Raw genomic sequence first — 16,680 nt, 5'->3', positions numbered from 1 at the left:
GCTCATGGTTCGCCGCCCGCTGACGGTCGCCAGAGTACGGGGGAGACCGCGACGCCGCCGTGCAGCGTCCCCATACCCCGGCAGCGGCTGTCGTACCGGTGCGGCGGCGGCTCAGCCGCTCTCGTCCACGAACTTGTAGTAGCTCATCCGAAAGCGTTGCAGCAGGGCGCGCATGAAGTCCGGACCGGCCTCCGGCGGCACCCGCTCCGCGCCGACCGGCACACCGTTGTCGTAGAAGTCCTGTGCGAGCGCGCCCCACTCGGGATCGAGGATGGTCAGCGACACCGCCTGGCCCGGCTGCCACCGGAACTCGGCCACCCGCCGGTTGGTGTGCTGGGCGAACGTGTACAGCGCCACGCGAGTCAGCGCCTGCTCGGTCATGCCTGTCTCCTGGTTCACCACGGCTCCTTCGCTCACCACGGGCTCGGCGGACGGAAGGCGTTCCATGCCTCGCCCGTGATCATGCCTCGGCTGCGGATCTCGTTGAAGCGATCCATCGCACCGGACAGCGCCTGCTCGCTCAGGCCGGTGCCGCGCAGCCGGTCGGCCAGCACGCCCGGGTCGGTGGCCTGGATCCGGGCCATCGTCTCCGGGCTGAGCGGCCGGTTCATCTGCTGCTGAACGAAGTCCGACCGCAGCGGCTCGCCGTTCGACTCGGGGAACGAGTAGCCGTGATCGATGGCGACCAGGCGGCCGTCGGGGCCGGTCAGGTAGTTACCCATGTGGCGGTCGGTGTTGCCGCTGACGTAGTCGAGCACCGCCATCCGCTCGCTCTCGGCGACGGGGTAGGCGCTGGCGGGACGACCAGGGCTCGCGTTCTCCACGAACTCCTGCATCGACCCGGCCCCGTGCGGACCGTCCCACCGGGCTGTCGTGGGCACCAGGCCGAAGCCCAGATCCTCGTCCAGGCGCGAGGCGGCGACCTCCCGGGCGGCCAGTTGATTCTCCGGGATGGTGGAGCGCACCTGGACGAACTCGTTCTCCGGCACATTCGGCTTGTAGACACCGTGCGTGCCGTCGGTGAACGTCACGTCGTACGCGTCGTTGACGTGCCCACCGGGGTCGAGTTCGGTCATGCTGTGCACCTCCCTGCCGAGCAGCCGCAACTCGGCCTCGCTCGCATGATCGGGCACCAGCGGATCGCCGGTGGACCCGGGCTCCGCCGCGTCGGACCCGTCGGTGTCCGGCGGCTCGTCGGGGTCGTGCGCCGTACCGCCCTCGTGCGGTGGCCCGGCGTCGTGCGGTGGCCCGGCGTCGTGCGGTGGCCCGGCGTCGTGCGGTGGCCCGGCGTCGTGCCCTCGACCACCGTCGTGCGGCGGGCCCCCGGTCGGCCCGCGCTCCCCGGGCGGTCCGCCGTGCGCCGGGCCGCCGCCGGCCGGTCCCGGCTCGTGGCCCGCACCGGCAGGCCCCGGCCCGTCCTGCCAGGCCCACGGCGGCGCCTGCCCGCCCCCGCCCGCGGGATCGGTGTAGCCGCGCGCCCTCGGGCCGGGGGCCGGCATGTCGGAAGGACTCGACCCGCCCGGGGTACGCCGCAGACCGCGCAGCGCCGTGCGCAGGGTGTCGAGCAGTTCGCCGAGCTTGGACAGGATCGGCCGGAGCCGGTTGACGCTGCGGGCCAGCGCCGTGAGCAACCCGGCGACCTTGGCGGCCCACTTGGCGACCAGCGTGGAGACCTGCGCCGCGACCAGCGGGGTGGCCGCGCCCAGGGTCAGCCCGGCCTCGGCGAGCCACTCCCACAGCCGGACGGCGAGGACCGAGACGAAGTCGGCGATCAGGTCCCGGACCAACTCCCGGACCAGCGCCACCAGCAGGCCCGCGCCCTCGACGACGGTGCCGATCAGACCGGTGGCGTCCGCCAGGCCGGCGAGGTGGCGCACGTGCTGGTCGCTGTAGCGGCGGTACGCCTCGGACGCGGGACCCGTCCAGGTGGCGATCTCGGTGCGCACCGCCTCGGACAGGGCGGTGACCTGACCGGTGACCTGCCGGGAGACGTTGTGCCACGTCTGCGCGTACGCGGTGATCTGGTCCGGGTCGCCGGCCAGCCAGTCGAGGGCGTCGGAGAGCGGCTTGACGTGCTCGATGAGCCAGGCGACCCCCCACGAGACGATCGACCCGATCGGGTCGACGCAGGTCGCCAGCACCTCCATCGACGTGCCGAAACCGCCGATGGTCGAGTCGACCCAGGACCCGCTCTCGATGCCGTGGCGCAGGTCGACCAGGCTCTCGACGAGGCCGACGCCGCTGTACGCGGTGGTGGTGTCCTGCCGGGCGGCGATCAACGGGTTCGCCACGTCGGTGCTCATCGGTGCAGCCGCCCGAGGGCAGCGGAAATCGTTCCGTCCGTCCGGTGGTAGGCGTTCACCGTCTCATCGAGGGCCCCCGCCGCGCTGTGCAACGCCTCCTGCGCCGCCGCGAGCGCCTCCACCGCCGGCCCCTGGAGGAAATCCAACAGAAAGGGGATCGCCTGGCAGACGGGCAGATGCCCGTACGCGCCAGCGCCCATCCGCACGTACGCCCCCGCGTCGTGCGCGGTGCCGATCGCTTCGGCGATCCGGTCGACGGAGCGGGCGTGCCCGGTCACCGCCGCCGTGGTGACCTCGAACCCGGCTGCCTCAGCGCCCACGGTCACCCCAGGGGCCGTACCCCTGCTCGTCCTCCTCGGGCACCTCCGGGAAGCGCGTCTCGTAGCTGCCGACGACGGCGCGGGCGGTCTCGGAGTCGGCGCCGACGGTCTCCGCCGCGGCCTCCGCGACCTGCGGGGCCAACCGCCCCTGCGCCCGGCGCATCACCGCCAGCACCTCGGCGGCGATCTCGTCCGCCCGCCACCGCGACACCCGGTCGTCGAGTCGAAGGTCGGTCATGGCCCCGGACGCGGCGACGGTCACCTGGACCGCGCCGTCCGCGCCTTCGGCGGTCGCCGACATCGCCGCCACCCGCTCGGACAACTCCTGTGCGCGGGCGGCCCGCTCGGAGATGCCCGCCGACCAGGAGGCGGCGAACCGCTCGGTCGCCGCGCCGAAGTCGCCGCTGGGAAACTGCGCCATCAGACCTCCCCGTGTGACGGCTGCCGGCAGCCTCGGGGGTGACACCGGGGGCGCGGCCACCACACGATACGCCCTGACCCTCCGACGTGGAGTCCGCGCGGCGGCTGCCCGCACGGACGGCGGCCGGCCGCTCAGTTGAGCGGCCGGCCGTCGCGAATCGGATAAGGGTCCGTTCAGCTACGGATCCACTGCTGGTTGCTGCCACCGGTGCAGGTCCAGATCTGGACGGCGGTGCCGTTGGCGGTGCCCGCGCCGTTGACGTCCAGGCAGAGGCCCGATCCGACCCCGGTGATCGTGCCGTCAGCGTTGACACGCCACTGTTGGCCACTACCGCCGTTGCAGGTCAGGATCCGCGCGCGGGTGCCCGCGGCGGTGCCCGGCACGTCGAGGCACTTGTTGCCGTAGACGGTCAGTTGGTTGCTCGCGGTGAGCGTCCACTGCTGGTTGGCGCCGCCGTTGCAGTCCCAGATCTGTACGACCGACCCGTCGGCCTGGCTGGCCCCGTTGACGTCCAGGCACCGGTTGGAGCCCGCGCCCCGGATCGCTCCGGTCGCGCCCGGCTCACCGGAGTTGCCGACCGGCGTGATGGAGAGGTTGTCGAACTGGGCGGTGACTCCCTGACCCGTGCCGTACCCGATCTGGCCGGCGACCCAGGTCGAGTCGGAGACCGTACCGACGGTGTTGCCGTCGATGGCCCCGGTGAGGGTGCTCCCGTTGAGCGTCAGCGACAGGGTGTGCCAGCGCCCGGTGCCCAGCGCCGAGGTGTTCCCGCTGGCCAGCGTGCGCCAGTTGCCGCTGGTGTTGTTGCTCCGGATGGACCACGCGCCACCGTCGGTCACCCGGAAGTAGTAACCGTTGAGGTTCTGCGGCCCCTGGTGGTTGTACGTGTTGGCGCGTCCGATGAGCTGCGCGTACCCGGACTTCTCCAGCATGACGTCCGAGGAGACCGTGTAGTTGCGCCACGACAGGTCACCCAACAGCGTGTACGGCTCGGCCTGGCCGGACGTCCAGAAGATCGGCGTCTGCTCGGACATCTGGCGTACGCACTGACCTGCGCGACCGCCCCCGCAGGCGGCGATCTCGAACGAGCCCTGCTGGTCCATCAGGTACTTCGCCTCGCGCCCGACGGCGTAGCTGTCGAAGGTGTCGTTGTACGGCAGCTTCAGGTTGCCCGCCGCCGGGCTGACCGCCGTGCTCTTACCCTGCCCGGTGGTCGTGGTGATGCTGTAGACGTAGCCGGGCTGGACGGTGAGCGAGAAACGCCCGCCGCTCGGCGTGATGTCGCTGCCCCTGACGAAGTGGTCGGCGGTGTTGTTCGACCGGACGTTCGTCGACCAGACGTGCACGGCGCCCGTGGACAACCCGCCGGTGACGGTGAAGTCGAGGGTCTGCGCGGAGCCGGCGTCCATCGTCTCGATGATGGTGCTGTAGTCGCTGTTGTTGGTGGACTTGAGCGAGACGTAGCTGCCGTTGTTGCGGTTGCCGCCGAGGTAGCCGGTCGATCCGTCGAGGTAGCGCCAGCCCGGGGCGGTGAACTGCGTGGTCTGCGCCATCACCCACGTGCTCTTGCCGATGGAGTACGCACCGGACCAGGGCTGCTGGGCCACCGCCACGCCCGTGGTCGCCCACGGGATGTTGGGCGTGATGGCGGCGATGGCGGGCCAGTTGATGTAACCGGTCATCTTGCCGTCGATGTAGCCACGGTTGATGCCCCGGGCGAGGGCCTGCGCGCCGGCGTTGTAGTCGTCGGAGCCGTTCTCGCTGGCCCAGAGCGACTTGCCGGTGGACACCGCGTTGTTGGAGCTGGGGCAGCTGGACTGGGCGCTGCGGTAGCCGCAGACGTAGTGGCTGCCGAAGACCTGTACGGCGTTGGCGAACGCCGGATCCCGCAGCGATTCGTCGGCGGCGGCCCAGCCGAAGTCGTCCGAGGCGACGATCTTGACGCTGCTGTAGCCGTGGGAGTTGAGGGCCGAGCGCAGGTTCTTGTACCAGGTGGCGTTGTAGCCCTTCTCGTTCCACCCGCCGAGGTAGTTGATGGTCAGCCCGTGGGTGGCCGCGCAGTCCAGCCAGGCCACCAGGTAGTCGATCGAGTCGTTGGACCAGAAGTTGCCGTTTCCGATCCAGCCGGGCGCTCCCCAGGCCAGGCCCGCCAGGGCGATGTTGGCGTTGCGCGCCCGCGCCTGCTCCATCAGCCACCACTCGTAGCCTCGGTTGCAGTTGATGTTGCCCCGGGTGTGCTCGTGGCTGGGCTCCGCGCCGGAGGTCGAGTTCGTGTCCCCGCCGATCTCCGTCTTCAGCAGCTGCATGGCGGCGCCGCGGCCCGGCTTGAACAGGTAGTCCAGGATGTCACTGCGCTGGGGCTCCGGGTAGTCGATCAGCAACCTACTGTTGCCGCCACCGCCACTGACCGCGCCGATCCCGTCGAGCGCCCGTCCACCGGATCCGCCGTTGATGGTGATGGCGGTTGCCGCCTGGGCGGGGGAGGCGAACCCGGTCAGCACGGCCGCCGCCACGACCACCGCTCCCAGCGCCGAAGCGGTCAGCCGATGCGGACGTCGCGTGCTTCGCCGTGACCAGCGGCGCGGCCCGCCCTCGCCAGTGCTGCGCCGATGACTCCCTCTACCGAACATCTGACTCGCCTCCCCAACCGCTTCCGACCCCCGAAGCCGTACGGCAGGTGTCGAGCTGTCGTACCGCAGAGGCCACCTATCGAAGCTCATTAATAAGCAGACGTCGTATGTTAGGCACCGCATGGATCGGCGGTCAACGATATCGACCGACCACAAATGCCGCGATCTTGGACGGCACGATCATCGGGCGGTCGCGGAAGATTCGACGAATGCTGCGGCGTCTTCCGCGTAGCCGCGTCGAGCGCTCACCGGCAGGGCGGGCCGGCTCGGCGGCGGAACCGGGTGGTTCCGTCGCCAAGCCGGCCCGTGGTGGGTTCAGCGATTTCGGTCGGTACGCCCCGAGGTGTTCGCCGGGGTCAGCTCCGGCTCCATCGCTGGTTGGCTCCGCCGTTGCAGTCCCAGATCTGGATGCGCGTGCCGTTGGCCGTGCCGCTGCCGACCACGTCCAGGCACCGGCCCGAACCAACTCCGGTGATCGAGCCGTCGGCATTGAGCCGCCACCGCTGGTTGGACTGGCCGTTGCAGTCCCAGATGATCACCGAGCTGCCGTTCGCGGTGGCAGCGCCGTTGACGTCGAGGCACTTGCCGCCGAAGACGCGCAGCTCCTGGGCGGCCGTCGAGGTCCAGCTCTGGTTGCTCTGGCCGTGGCAGTCCCAGATGATCGCCGCCGTGCCGTTGGCCTGCGAGGCGCCGTTGACGTCCAGGCACCGCCCGGAGGCCGTGTTGCGCAGGGCCGACGTGCCGCTCGGAGGCGGGGTGGTCGGAGCGCCGGTGGGTGACACGGTCGGGCTCGGCGTCGGATCGGTGCTGCCGAACTGGGTGAAGAACCGCCACACCTCGCCCTTGGTCCAGGTCCTGGCGCCGCTGTCCCCGCCGCCGTCCACCGGGCCGGGGGTGTGCCCGCCGTCGAACGCGGCCCACACCACGGGATAGCCGGAACGGCAACCGGAGTAGGTGGTGGTGATGTGGGTCAGGCTGCCCGCTCTCGGCTCGGGCGGGCTCTGTGGGGTGCAGCCGTTGTTCCGCACGAACGTGTCCCGCAGGGACCGTCCGGCGGAGATGTTGAGCACCGGGTCCCCGATGCCGTGGATTCCCATGTACGCGATCGGCTGGGTGCCGCCACCGCACCCGCTGAGCTGCCCGCCCGAGTAGACCGCGACCGCGCGGAAGACACCCGCGCGCGAACAGGCCAGCGAATAGCTCATGCCCCCGCCGTAGCTGAAGCCGAGGGCGAAGAGCTGCGTCGTGTCGACGCACAGGTCCGCCTCGATCAGGCTGATCATGTTGTCGACGAAGGTGACGTCCTGGCCGCCGGGGTTGGCCCAGCCGTTCCCGTTGCCCTGCGGGGCCACGAAGATGGTGCTGTTGTTCGCCTGCTGCCGCAGCCCGTAGTAGGACCAGGCCGCGCCGTCGGCCCCGCCGCCGTCGACGTCGTTCATGGTGCCGCCGTTCCAGTGGAATCCGAAGATCAACCGGTACGGGTGGTTCCGGTCGTAGTTGTCGGGAATCCTCAGGATGAAGCTACGGTTCTGGCCGCTGCTCTGGATGGACCGTTGGCCGCTGGTCAACGTGGGCGCCTTGCCGCACCCGGCGGTCGCTGCGGCCGCTGTGACGTTCGCGGCCGACGCGGTGGCGCTCAGGCCACCGGTCACTCCCGCCACGCCCACGGTCGCGACGACGAGCGCGGCCGTCGCAAGAGAACCAAGGAGGGGTCTACGTCTTGTCATGAGGGGGCTCCCACCATTAGGCACGAACTGATTCAGGTGAAGGGGCGCGCGACGACCACTCTCGGTCACCCCGCCGACTCCGCTCGGCGCCGAGGAACCGCGGAAGACGCGATGTGCCCACGACGACGTCCGGCTCATCGCCACAGGCTCCCGCCACTGGTCTCGCCGCCCATGCGGGACCAGGTGGTCGTCGAATCGTCGGTGGCCACGTCGTTCGCCCGAACACCACACGACCGACCGTCGGGGGATGCCGGAGGTGTCCGGCCCGTGGTCGAACCGATTCGACCCGACGCTAGATCGCACAGTGAAATATGTCAATGCCGTGTCCGGCGGGTTGCAGCCCGGGGCGTCCGGTCAGCGGTGCAGGGCTGCTCGTACGTCGGCGAGGTGTGTGGTGATGCGGATCAGCACCCGGCCCGGTGCGTCGGGAGCGAAGGCGGCCGCGTCGGCGAGCGCGCTGGTCAGCGGCAATCCACGGCCGCCGATGGCCGACGGCGGTTCACCCCTCGGCGAAATAGGGTAAGGGGGAGGTCACGGCGTGGGGAGGTTGTAGTGGATTTAGGGTTGTCGGTCCGGCCGGGCCGCGGCTGCACCGTTCTCAAGGTGCGCGGCGAGCTGGACATGGCGACGTCCCCACAGTTGCGCGAGGGCCTGCAACGGTTGGTTGAAGCCGGGGAGCGCCTGGTGGTGGTGGACCTGGCCGAGGTGGGATTCATGGACTCCAGCGGGCTGGGCGCGCTGGTGGTGATGTTCAAGGCGTTGCGGGAGGCCGGGAGTCGGTTGTGCCTGGCCGCGGTGCAGTCCGTCGTACGCAGCGTCCTGTCGGTCACATCGGTGGATCGGGTCATCGGCATCTACGACAGCGTGGCGGCGGCCGAAGCGGATCTCCGTCCCGCCGACGCGGCCGGCCGCTAGTCACCCTGCGGCACTGGCGCGTTCCTGGTCGGTGCCAGCGCTGGTCCGCCAATCCTCGCTGTGCCCGCCGTGCCAGTCGACGACGAACAGGGTGGCGTCATCGGCCAGCGCCGGCCCGCTGACCTCCAGCACGGCGTCGGCCAACGCCCGGACGGCCTCGCGGGGGTGCAGACCGGCGATCGACCGCAACATGGACGGCAGATCCAGGCTCGCCGCGTTGCGCTCCCGCACCCCGTCGGTGACCACCACCAGACGGTCGCCGGGGCGCAGCGTGACTTCGCTGGCGCGGTACGTGGCCTCGGTGAACATTCCCAGCGGGAAGTTGCCCGGCAGCGACAGCACCCGGGTGTCCCCGTCGCGTACCAGCATCGGCGGAACGTGCCCGGCGTTGAGCAGCGCGCACACCCCCGTGCTTAGGTCGAGACGGCCCAGTAGCGCGGTGACGAAACTGCCGGGCACGGCGGTGTGTCCGGCCACGTCGGCATTCGCGACCTCGGCCTGCTCCACCAGGCTCGCCCCACGACGTCGACCGTTGCGCAGACTGCCTACCCCCAGGGTGGCCGTCAGCGCGCTGGCTACCCCGTGGCCCATCGCGTCGGTGACGCTGAAGTGCAGCACGTCGCGGGCGAGGCTGTAGTCGAAGGTGTCCCCGCCGACGCTCGCGGCGGGCTCCAGCCAGCCGGACAGGGTGAACGCGCTGGCCTCACACGTGAACGAGCCGGGCAGCAGGCGGCGTTGGATCTCGCCCGACAGGGTGAACGGGGTTGTGCGTTGCCCCCACTCGAAAAGGTCGGTGTGCCGCCGGTTGGCGATCACCACGAACGCCAACACGTGCGCGGTGCGGCCGATCTCCTCCAGATCCCGTGGATCCGGCTCGTTCGGCAGGATCATCTCGAGCAGGCCGATCGCCTCACCGCGGTCGGTGACCGGCGCCAACACCGTCCACCCGTCAGGCTGCGCGAAGACCTGGGCCGTCTGGCTCCGCAACGCCTGCTCCACGGGGCCGCTGTCGAACGGCAGCATCGTGGCCTCAGCGGCGTCGCGGCGGCCCGTGCCGGCGACTACGGCGGCGCGACGTACACCAGGCCAGCCGCGCCCACGACGGGCCTGACCGCGCCCTACGACACGGTCGAGGGCGCCATCAAGGACGGGTTCCACATCTTCGTCACGCCGAGCACCAGCTCGAACCAGTCGCCGGAGCCCGGCGCGACGACGTGCCACAACGTGTCCGACCAGCGCGGCCAGGACGCCGGCACCGAAGACGGCGGCTTCTGCAACGTCTGGAGCGCCGACGGGAAGGTCGTCGTCCAGGTCAGCACCAGTGGTCTCGGCAACGGACTGCCACGGGCCGAGTTGGAGAAGATCGCCAAGGGGATCACGGTCGCCGACGTCGGGAACGAGTCGACCTGGACCCCCGCCGCGGACGCTCTGCAGCCGTAACGATCAGCACCGGCCACCACGAGGGCACGGGCCGTCTCCCACCCTACCGCGCGCTACCGGCGGTGATCGCACACGCAGGTGCGGTCGCCGTCGCCGCGCGTTCGTGGTCGTCAGCGACAGCGGGCCGACCAGCCACCGCCTGATCGGGGCAGACGACGCTCGCGTCCCCGGCGGCCCTGCGCGTGCCGCGACGCACGCGGCCGCCGCCGCAGCGACAAGCCCGCACATCTTGGCAGCGACGCTCGCCTCCGCTACCGTCTTGGGAACGCTCCCATGAACTTAGATACATCAATGTGATCAGGAGGAAACACGTCGTGGCTATCCTCTCCCCCCGGCGCCGTAGATCGGTGGCGCTCAGTGTGGCGGTCATCGCGGGCACCGCCGCAGCCAGCGTCTGCTACGCCGTCGGCGGCGCGTCCGCCGGCACGGTGTCCGGATCGCTCTACCGCGACCCGAGTTCGGCAGTCGTCCGCTGGGTCGCCGCCAACCCCGGCGATTCGCTAGCCGCCGTGATCCGCGACAAGATCGCGAGTCAGCCGCAGGCGCGCTGGTTCGCCAACTTCAACCCGTCGACGGTGCAGTCCGAGGTCTCCGGGTTCGTCGGCGCCGCCAACGCGGCCCAGCAGATCCCGGTGCTGGCGGTGTACGAGATCACCAACCGGGACTGCGGCGGGGCCAGCGCGGGTGGCGCCCCTGACCTCAACCAATACCAGACGTGGGTCTCCAACTTCGCCAGAGGACTCGGCAACCAGACGGTCCTGATCATCCTGGAAACCGACTCGCTCGCCCTGCAGACGTGCCTGAGCAGCAGCGAGCTCAACGCCCGCAACCAGGCGATCTCGACTGCCACCCGGACCATCAAGTCGGCGAACCCCAACGCCAAGGTGTACCTCGACGCCGGCCACTCCACCTGGAACAGCGCGGGTGAGACGGCCAACCGGCTCCGGGCGGCGGGCGTGCAGTACGCCGACGGCTTCTTCAGCAACGTGTCGAACTTCAACTCGACGTCCAGCGAGGCGAACTTCGGCCGCTCGGTGATCTCCGCCCTCAACGCCATGGGCCTCTCGGGCAAGCGGCAGGTCATCGACACCAGCCGCAACGGGGGTGCCAGCGGCGACTGGTGCGGCGACGACAACACCGACCGGCGCATCGGGACATACCCGACCACCAACACCGGCGACAGCAACATCGACGCGTACCTCTGGGTGAAGCCGCCGGGCGAGGCCGACGGCTGCCGCTACACGGCTGGTTCGTTCCAGCCCGACCTGGCCTACAGCCTGGCCAATGGCGTACCCAACCCGCCGACGACGGCCCCGCCGACCACGGCCCCGCCGACCACGGCTCCGCCGACCACGGCTCCGCCGACCACCGCGCCCCCCACCACGCCGCCGCCGACCGGTAACGGCTGCTCCGCGTCGGTGGCGGTCAACCAGTGGCCCGGCGGATTCACCGCGAGCGTGACGGTCACCGCCGGCTCCGCGGACATCAACGGCTGGACCGCGACCATCACGTTGCCCAGCGGCACCGCGATCACCGGCACCTGGAACGCCCAGGCCAGCGGCACCAGCGGAACCGTCCGGTTCACCAACATGGGCTACAACGGACACGTCGGCGCGGGACAGTCGACCAACTTCGGCTTCCAGGGCACCGGCACCGGCCCGGCATCTGTCATCTGCGCAGCCAGCTGACCCTCCGAGGCGACGGCCCGGCGTGGAGGACCACTCTCCGCGCCGGGCTTCTTTGTCTTCAGGTCCCCTGCCCCGGTCGCGTGCGCGGGTCGCTGTGATCGCCTGTCGAAGATCACATCCATAAGCCGACGGACGGCCGGACCCCGCGTCCGGCCGTCCGCCGGATGCGTCATGCTTCGGGCGGCCCGCCCACGGCTCACGATCGCGGCGAGGGAGGTGCCCGGACCGCGCCGCCGTGGCGAACGTCGTCGTTGCCCATCGGGCCCTCGGCGTCTGCATCGTGGCCAGGCGTCCCCGATCATCGGGAGTCTGCCCGGCATGGGTCCCCTGCTCACGGCCGAACTGCTCGTCCACACCGCCGGCATGACCGAGTACGACAGTCCTGCGAAACTGGCCGCCCACGCCGGCTTGGCGCCTGTTTCCCGCGACTCCGGAACGGTCTCCGGGAATCATCGCCCGCCTCGCCGCTTTCACCGGCGGCTGCGGCACATTCTGTGGATGGCCGCATTCACCGCCGCCCGAGAATGCCCCACCCTTTATCCGACCGACACCGGCGATCCGCGGCGCAGCTTGACCAGACCGATCCCCGCCGACGTGACCCCTGTCCCGCCGGCCGTACCACCCCGCCCGCCAAGATCATCCGGAGTCACATGGAGACTCCTAAGGCGACGCTCTATCTGTGCTTAGAGGCTCACTACCTGCGAGTTCCTATTCTGTCTCCACGTTAGCGGGTCGCACACGCGCATCGCTGTGCTCGCTTGCCGAAGATCAGCAGATTTGGCTGGCGCTACGCCGTCACGGCGGCCCCTGGCTGCCGATCACCGTGTGGGAGACACCGTGGCGGTGGCAACCGTGCGCCCGGTACCGTCGTGTGCGGTAACCGTCGGCGGCTGGCGAGAGCCGCAGACCACGATCAGGTGACCGTGGTACGGGACGGGTAGGTGGCGACCGTTGACATGCAGTTCTGCGACCCCATGGCCGACGAGCACCGCCGACCCGCCCACCCATCGCGTGCCCCCCGGCAGCAGGGGGTCGTCGTCGCGCACGACGCCAGCGCTTCCACTCAGCGCTATCTGGTACGGCGCGAGGTCGTCGCGGGCCCGCTCGAACTCTTCCGCGGTGGGGTCTTCGTCGTCCGAGGATCCGCCGCCGCCGAGCGTTCGTCAGGCTCCGTGGTTGTCGACGGCCAGCAGGTGCGTTTCGTCCCAGTAACAGCCAACGCCTCGGCGTAGGAACCGTGTGGCGGCGAGGTCGCCGTCCACGTCGACCGCGACCGGCGCGAAACGACGGCGCCGACTCAACCGCACGGGGCCGTCCGGCAACCCTGAAACGATCAGGCGCAGGCTCTCTGCCAGGGCGTCGTACGCCATCCGCTGACCGTACCCGAGCCGAGGCGCCCAAGGGTCGCGGATCGATCACCTACGGGCCGGATCGGTCCCGGTTCCCGGGCGTGGTCGATCCGGCCCGGGCCGTGTCATGCTTCCCGGACCGCGACGGGAGGACGACCGGGATGGCTGCTGGCGATGCCGTACAGGTGCGGCCGGCGCGAGGGGCGCTGCGACCGCTGGTGTCCGGGGCGACGCTGGTCGCGGTCCTGGCGTTGCTGTTCGGGCTGCCGTGGTGGACGTTGACAATGGCGGCGCGGTGGCCGGCGCCGGTGGTGGCCGCCGGCACGAGCGTGTTCGTCGTCGCGCTGGTCGCGTTCCCCGCCCTGATGTATCTCGGGCACGGCCGCTGGCGGCTGGACGCGGCGGCCCGCGCGGGGGACACCCTCCTGGGCCTGGTCTGGATCCTGTTCGTCTGGGCGCTGATCGGAAACGTGGCCCGGCTCCCGCTGGCCGCCGCGGGGGTCGCCGATCCGGTGCGGTCCCGGGCGGTGGCGGTCGGTGCCGCGGTCGTCTCGGTCGTCCTGGCCGTCTGGGGGTACGCCGAGGCGATGCGGGTGCCCCGGGTCCGGCGGGTGGACGTCACCGTCGACCGGCTGGGTGCGGGTCTCGACGGGGTCCGGGTGGTGCTGCTGACGGACACCCACTACGGCCCGATCGACCGGGCCCGCTGGTCCGCCCGCACCATCGAGGTGGTCAACGGCCTGGCACCCGACATCGTCTGCCACACCGGCGACATCGCCGACGGCACGGTCGACCAGCGCCGGGCGCAGGCAGCGCCCCTGGGCACCGTCCAGGCCAGGCTGGCCCGGGTGTACGTGACGGGCAACCACGAGTACTACGGCCAGGCGCAGGGCTGGGTCGACCACATGCGGACCCTCGGCTGGGAGCCCCTGCACAACCGGCACCTCGTCGTGGAGCGGGGCGGCGCCCTGCTCGTCGTCGCCGGTGTGGACGACGTGACAGCAGCCTCGTCCGGCGTCACCGGTCACCGGGCCGACCACGCTGCGGCGCTCGCCGGCACCGACCCGCAGCTGCCCGTGCTGCTGCTGGCGCACCAGCCGAAGCAGATCGACGACGCGGTCGCGGCCGGCGTGGATCTGCAACTGTCCGGGCACACCCACGGCGGCCAGATGTGGCCGTTCCACTACCTGGTCCGGTTCGACCAGCCGGTCGTGCAGGGTCTCAGCCGGCACGGCCGAACCCAGCTCTACACGAGCCGGGGCACCGGTTTCTGGGGTCCGCCATTCCGAATCTTCGCGCCGAGCGAGATCACCCTGCTCACCCTCCGGGCGGGGTAACCCCGACCGGGTTCACACTTGTCGCCCACCTGTACGTGACGGGGTGTCCCCGATCAACCCCGCCGGCTGTCCCCCGGGTCAACTGCGGCGTGGATCAGCGGTGACGGCACGCAACTCTGGGTGGCTGCGGCGAAGCTGGTCCTCCAGTCCTCGCCGGAGAGTGGTGCGGGCGGCGGGGCAGCCGTGGCAGGCGCCGGCGAGCTTGACGGTGACGGTGCCGTCGCGGACGTCGACGAGCTCGATGTGCCCGCCGTGGGAGTGAGCGAGGTCGCCGACGGGCCCGTCGAGCAGCTCCTGGGCCGCGTCACGCAGTGGCCCGTCGTCCGGCTCGCCGGCGGAGTCCGCCGGGGCCCAACCGGCCGGGTCGGCGAGAGCGGCGTGCAGAGCCGTACGGACGCGGGCGCCGTCGCGGGACCACTGCCGACCGGGATGCAGCGTGGTGACGATCGCGGCGGGTTCGACGCGGACCTGGGCGAGGGTGCCGTCGTCGCGTAGGGCGGCGAGCGGGGCGGGCAGGGTGGCGGCGACGCCGGTGAAGGGCAGCACCCCGGCCGGGGTGATCCAGCGCAGATGCTCGGGGTGACCGGCGGTGGGCTGGGGATGGATGGGGATCATGACCTCAGCCCGTTAGGAGCGCGGTGATGGTTCTGGCCGCGTAGGCCATGATCCAGGCCAGCGCGGTCAGGTAACCGAACGCGATCAGGGGCCACTTCCAGCCGCCGGTCTCGCGGCGGATGATGCCGACGGTGGCCATGCACTGCAACGCGAAGGCGAAGTAGACCAGCAGCGCCGCGATGGTCGGGGCGGTGAACAGCGGCTGCCCGGCGTGCGGCCCGTCGGTGTAGGTCATCGCCTTGAGCGTCTTCGACGGTTCGTCGGGGTTTTCCGCAGCGGCGACCTGGCCGAGGGTGGCGACGAACGTTTCCCGGGCCGATTGTGCCGACAGCACGCCGATGTTGATCCGCCAGTCGAAGCCGAGCGGGTCGAAGACCGGCGCGACGAGGTGGCCCAGGCCGGCGGCGTAACTGTGGTCGGCGACGTACGCCGATACCGCGGTGTCGTTGCCCGCGTCGACGCCGTGGGCACGCAGGTCGGCGGTCGAGTGCAGGGGCAGGTTCAGCAGCAACCAGAGGCTGACAGTGGTGACCGCGATGATGGTGGTGCACTTGCGCAGGAACGACCTGGCCGAATCGCCGACCGCGATCAGCACCGAGCGGGCCGAGGGAATCCGGTACGGGGGCATCTCCATGTAGAACGGCAGCAGCGGTCCGCTGCGGTCACCGAGTTTCTTGAACACCCAGGCGGCGGTCATGGCCGAGACCGCGCCGAGCAGGTACATGCCGAACATGACCAGGCCCTGCGCCCCGAACGGCCCCCACCGGGCGGACGGGTCGATGAGCAGCCCGATCAGCAGCACGTACACCGGCAGCCGCGCTGAGCAGGTCATCAGCGGCGCCGCCATCATGGTGGCCAGGCGGTCCTTGGCCGACGGAAGGGTGCGGGTGGCCATGATGCCAGGGATCGCGCACGCGAAGGACGACAGCAGGGCCACGAACGCGCGGCCTTCCAGACCGGCGCGGGCCATCACCCGGTCCATCAGGAACGCGGCGCGGGACATGTAGCCGACGCCCTCGAGCAGGGAGATCAGCAGGAACAGCAGCATGATCTGCGGTACGAACACGAGCACCGCGCCGATGCCGCCGATGACCGCGTCGCCGAGCAGTCCGGCCAGCCACGGGTTGCCGACGTGGGTGGCCACCAGCCCGGACAGCCATCCGAAGAACGTCTCCACGTAGCCCTGCAGGGGCGCGGCCAGGGTGAACACGGTCTGGAAGAAGAGCACCATCACGGCGAGGAACACGATGGTGCCCCACAGCGGGTGCAGCAACACCGCGTCGACGCGCTGGGTGATGCGGTGGCGTTGCGGGGCCCGGTAACCGGCGAAGCTCAGCACCGACTCCGCCCACGCGTCCGCTTCGGCCGGGTCGTCCGGTGGCGGAAGGGTCGGTGTCGACCACGTCGGCCACCGCTCGATCTGGTCGCGTAGCTGGTCGATGCCCTGCCCGCGGTTGCCGAGCACCTGCACCACCGGCACGCCCAGCGCCTGCTGCAACGCCGGCAGGTCAAGTCGGCCCTGCCGTACGGTCATCTCGTCGGTGAAGGTCACCACCAGGCAGGTCGGCAGGCCGCGGCGCAGCACCTGGGCGACGAACCGCAGCGAGCGGCGCAGCGTGGTGGCGTCCACCACGACGAGCAGCGCGTCCGGCGGTGCCTCGCCGTCGAGGCGGCCGTCGAGCACGTCGACCATGATCTGCTCGTCGGGGCTTATCGGGTCGAGGCTGTAGGTGCCGGGCAGGTCCTCGATCAGGTACCGCCGTTCACCCGCCTGCATGGTGCCGACGAATCGGGACACCGTCACACCGGGGTAGTTGCCGGTCTTGGCGTGCAGACCGGTCAGCGCGTTGAAGATGCTCGTCTTACCGGCGTTCGGGCTGCCCGCCAGGGCCAAGCGTGGCGATGCCGTGTCAACGGCGCCACTTTCGGCCCCGG

General features: G+C 70.8%; 15 protein-coding genes. 5 read left to right on the top strand and 10 right to left on the bottom strand.

Features of this window, described 5'->3' with window-relative positions; all coding sequences use genetic code 11:
* Positions 1-111 precede the first annotated feature (111 nt).
* The 6 genes from OG505_RS24070 to OG505_RS24045 all read right to left on the bottom strand — a co-directional run bounded on the left by OG505_RS24070 (position 112) and on the right by OG505_RS24045 (position 7,401).
* On the bottom strand, positions 112-399 hold the full coding sequence (locus OG505_RS24070) for a hypothetical protein (protein ID WP_405427787.1): 288 nt from the start codon (positions 397-399) through the stop codon (positions 112-114).
* Positions 400-413: 14 nt separating this feature from the next.
* A complete protein-coding gene (locus tag OG505_RS24065; protein ID WP_405427785.1) occupies positions 414-2,303 on the bottom strand; it encodes a hypothetical protein in 1,890 nt (629 codons plus the stop codon).
* The gene (locus OG505_RS24060) at positions 2,300-2,629 is read right to left on the bottom strand and encodes a hypothetical protein (RefSeq protein WP_405427783.1); all 330 of its coding nucleotides are present in this window, start codon (positions 2,627-2,629) and stop codon (positions 2,300-2,302) included. Before OG505_RS24060 ends, OG505_RS24065 begins: the two co-directional genes overlap by 4 nt.
* Positions 2,613-3,044: a YbaB/EbfC family nucleoid-associated protein gene (locus tag OG505_RS24055; RefSeq protein WP_405427781.1), complete on the bottom strand. Its 432-nt coding sequence runs from the start codon at positions 3,042-3,044 to the stop codon at positions 2,613-2,615. The genes OG505_RS24060 and OG505_RS24055 overlap by 17 nt, the downstream gene beginning before the upstream one ends.
* A gap of 173 nt (positions 3,045-3,217) precedes the next feature.
* Positions 3,218-5,674, bottom strand: a complete 2,457-nt coding sequence (locus OG505_RS24050) for a ricin-type beta-trefoil lectin domain protein (RefSeq protein WP_405427780.1) — start codon at positions 5,672-5,674, stop codon at positions 3,218-3,220.
* A 356-nt stretch (positions 5,675-6,030) separates the two neighbouring features.
* Entirely contained in the window at positions 6,031-7,401 is a 1,371-nt protein-coding gene (locus tag OG505_RS24045; RefSeq protein ID WP_405427778.1) for a lectin, read from the bottom strand.
* Between the two features lie 552 nt (positions 7,402-7,953).
* Between OG505_RS24045 and OG505_RS24040 the strand changes: the two genes are divergently transcribed.
* Positions 7,954-8,316 (top strand): STAS domain-containing protein, encoded by a 363-nt coding sequence (locus OG505_RS24040; RefSeq protein ID WP_405427776.1) that lies wholly within the window; start codon positions 7,954-7,956, stop codon positions 8,314-8,316.
* On the opposite strand, the gene OG505_RS24035 is transcribed toward OG505_RS24040, so the two are convergent.
* Positions 8,317-9,339 (bottom strand): PP2C family protein-serine/threonine phosphatase, encoded by a 1,023-nt coding sequence (locus OG505_RS24035; RefSeq protein WP_405427775.1) that lies wholly within the window; start codon positions 9,337-9,339, stop codon positions 8,317-8,319.
* A gap of 201 nt (positions 9,340-9,540) precedes the next feature.
* On the opposite strand from OG505_RS24035, the gene OG505_RS24030 reads away from it, so the two are divergent.
* The 3 genes from OG505_RS24030 to OG505_RS24020 all read left to right on the top strand — a co-directional run bounded on the left by OG505_RS24030 (position 9,541) and on the right by OG505_RS24020 (position 12,131).
* Complete coding sequence (locus tag OG505_RS24030; protein WP_405427773.1) at positions 9,541-9,756, top strand: hypothetical protein; 216 nt, start codon at positions 9,541-9,543, stop codon at positions 9,754-9,756.
* A 347-nt stretch (positions 9,757-10,103) separates the two neighbouring features.
* Complete coding sequence (locus tag OG505_RS24025; RefSeq protein ID WP_405427771.1) at positions 10,104-11,444, top strand: glycoside hydrolase family 6 protein; 1,341 nt, start codon at positions 10,104-10,106, stop codon at positions 11,442-11,444.
* Between the two features lie 171 nt (positions 11,445-11,615).
* Entirely contained in the window at positions 11,616-12,131 is a 516-nt protein-coding gene (locus tag OG505_RS24020) for a transposase (protein ID WP_405427769.1), read from the top strand.
* A gap of 476 nt (positions 12,132-12,607) precedes the next feature.
* On the opposite strand, the gene OG505_RS24015 is transcribed toward OG505_RS24020, so the two are convergent.
* Complete coding sequence (locus OG505_RS24015) at positions 12,608-12,814, bottom strand: hypothetical protein (RefSeq protein ID WP_405427768.1); 207 nt, start codon at positions 12,812-12,814, stop codon at positions 12,608-12,610.
* A 140-nt stretch (positions 12,815-12,954) separates the two neighbouring features.
* On the opposite strand from OG505_RS24015, the gene OG505_RS24010 reads away from it, so the two are divergent.
* Positions 12,955-14,130 (top strand): metallophosphoesterase, encoded by a 1,176-nt coding sequence (locus OG505_RS24010; RefSeq protein ID WP_405427766.1) that lies wholly within the window; start codon positions 12,955-12,957, stop codon positions 14,128-14,130.
* A gap of 78 nt (positions 14,131-14,208) precedes the next feature.
* Here OG505_RS24010 and OG505_RS24005 read toward each other — a convergent pair whose 3' ends face one another.
* Both OG505_RS24005 and OG505_RS24000 read right to left on the bottom strand, forming a co-directional pair.
* Positions 14,209-14,745 carry a NifU family protein gene (locus tag OG505_RS24005; RefSeq protein ID WP_405427764.1) on the bottom strand — a complete coding sequence of 179 codons (537 nt, stop codon included), beginning with the start codon at positions 14,743-14,745 and terminating at the stop codon, positions 14,209-14,211.
* A gap of 4 nt (positions 14,746-14,749) precedes the next feature.
* Entirely contained in the window at positions 14,750-16,639 is a 1,890-nt protein-coding gene (locus OG505_RS24000; RefSeq protein ID WP_405427762.1) for a ferrous iron transporter B, read from the bottom strand.
* Between the last annotated feature and the right edge of the window lie 41 nt (positions 16,640-16,680).

Source organism: Micromonospora sp. NBC_00617 (assembly GCF_045161355.1).
Taxonomy (GTDB): domain Bacteria; phylum Actinomycetota; class Actinomycetes; order Mycobacteriales; family Micromonosporaceae; genus Micromonospora.
Note: the sequence above shows the minus strand (reverse complement) of the source record. Positions and strands in the feature narration are given on the sequence as shown.

Bases quoted from the DNA above. Each gene is read 5' to 3' on its own strand.
- OG505_RS24005 (WP_405427764.1), bottom strand. From the start codon at position 14,745: ATGATCCCCATCCATCCCCAGCCCACCGCCGGTCACCCCGAGCATCTG.
- OG505_RS24015 (WP_405427768.1), bottom strand. From the start codon at position 12,814: ATGGCGTACGACGCCCTGGCAGAGAGCCTGCGCCTGATCGTTTCAGGG.
- OG505_RS24035 (WP_405427775.1), bottom strand. From the start codon at position 9,339: ATGCTGCCGTTCGACAGCGGCCCCGTGGAGCAGGCGTTGCGGAGCCAG.
- OG505_RS24065 (WP_405427785.1), bottom strand. From the start codon at position 2,303: ATGAGCACCGACGTGGCGAACCCGTTGATCGCCGCCCGGCAGGACACC.
- OG505_RS24020 (WP_405427769.1), top strand. From the start codon at position 11,616: ATGCTTCGGGCGGCCCGCCCACGGCTCACGATCGCGGCGAGGGAGGTG.
- OG505_RS24045 (WP_405427778.1), bottom strand. From the start codon at position 7,401: ATGACAAGACGTAGACCCCTCCTTGGTTCTCTTGCGACGGCCGCGCTC.
- OG505_RS24010 (WP_405427766.1), top strand. From the start codon at position 12,955: ATGGCTGCTGGCGATGCCGTACAGGTGCGGCCGGCGCGAGGGGCGCTG.
- OG505_RS24055 (WP_405427781.1), bottom strand. From the start codon at position 3,044: ATGGCGCAGTTTCCCAGCGGCGACTTCGGCGCGGCGACCGAGCGGTTC.
- OG505_RS24050 (WP_405427780.1), bottom strand. From the start codon at position 5,674: ATGTTCGGTAGAGGGAGTCATCGGCGCAGCACTGGCGAGGGCGGGCCG.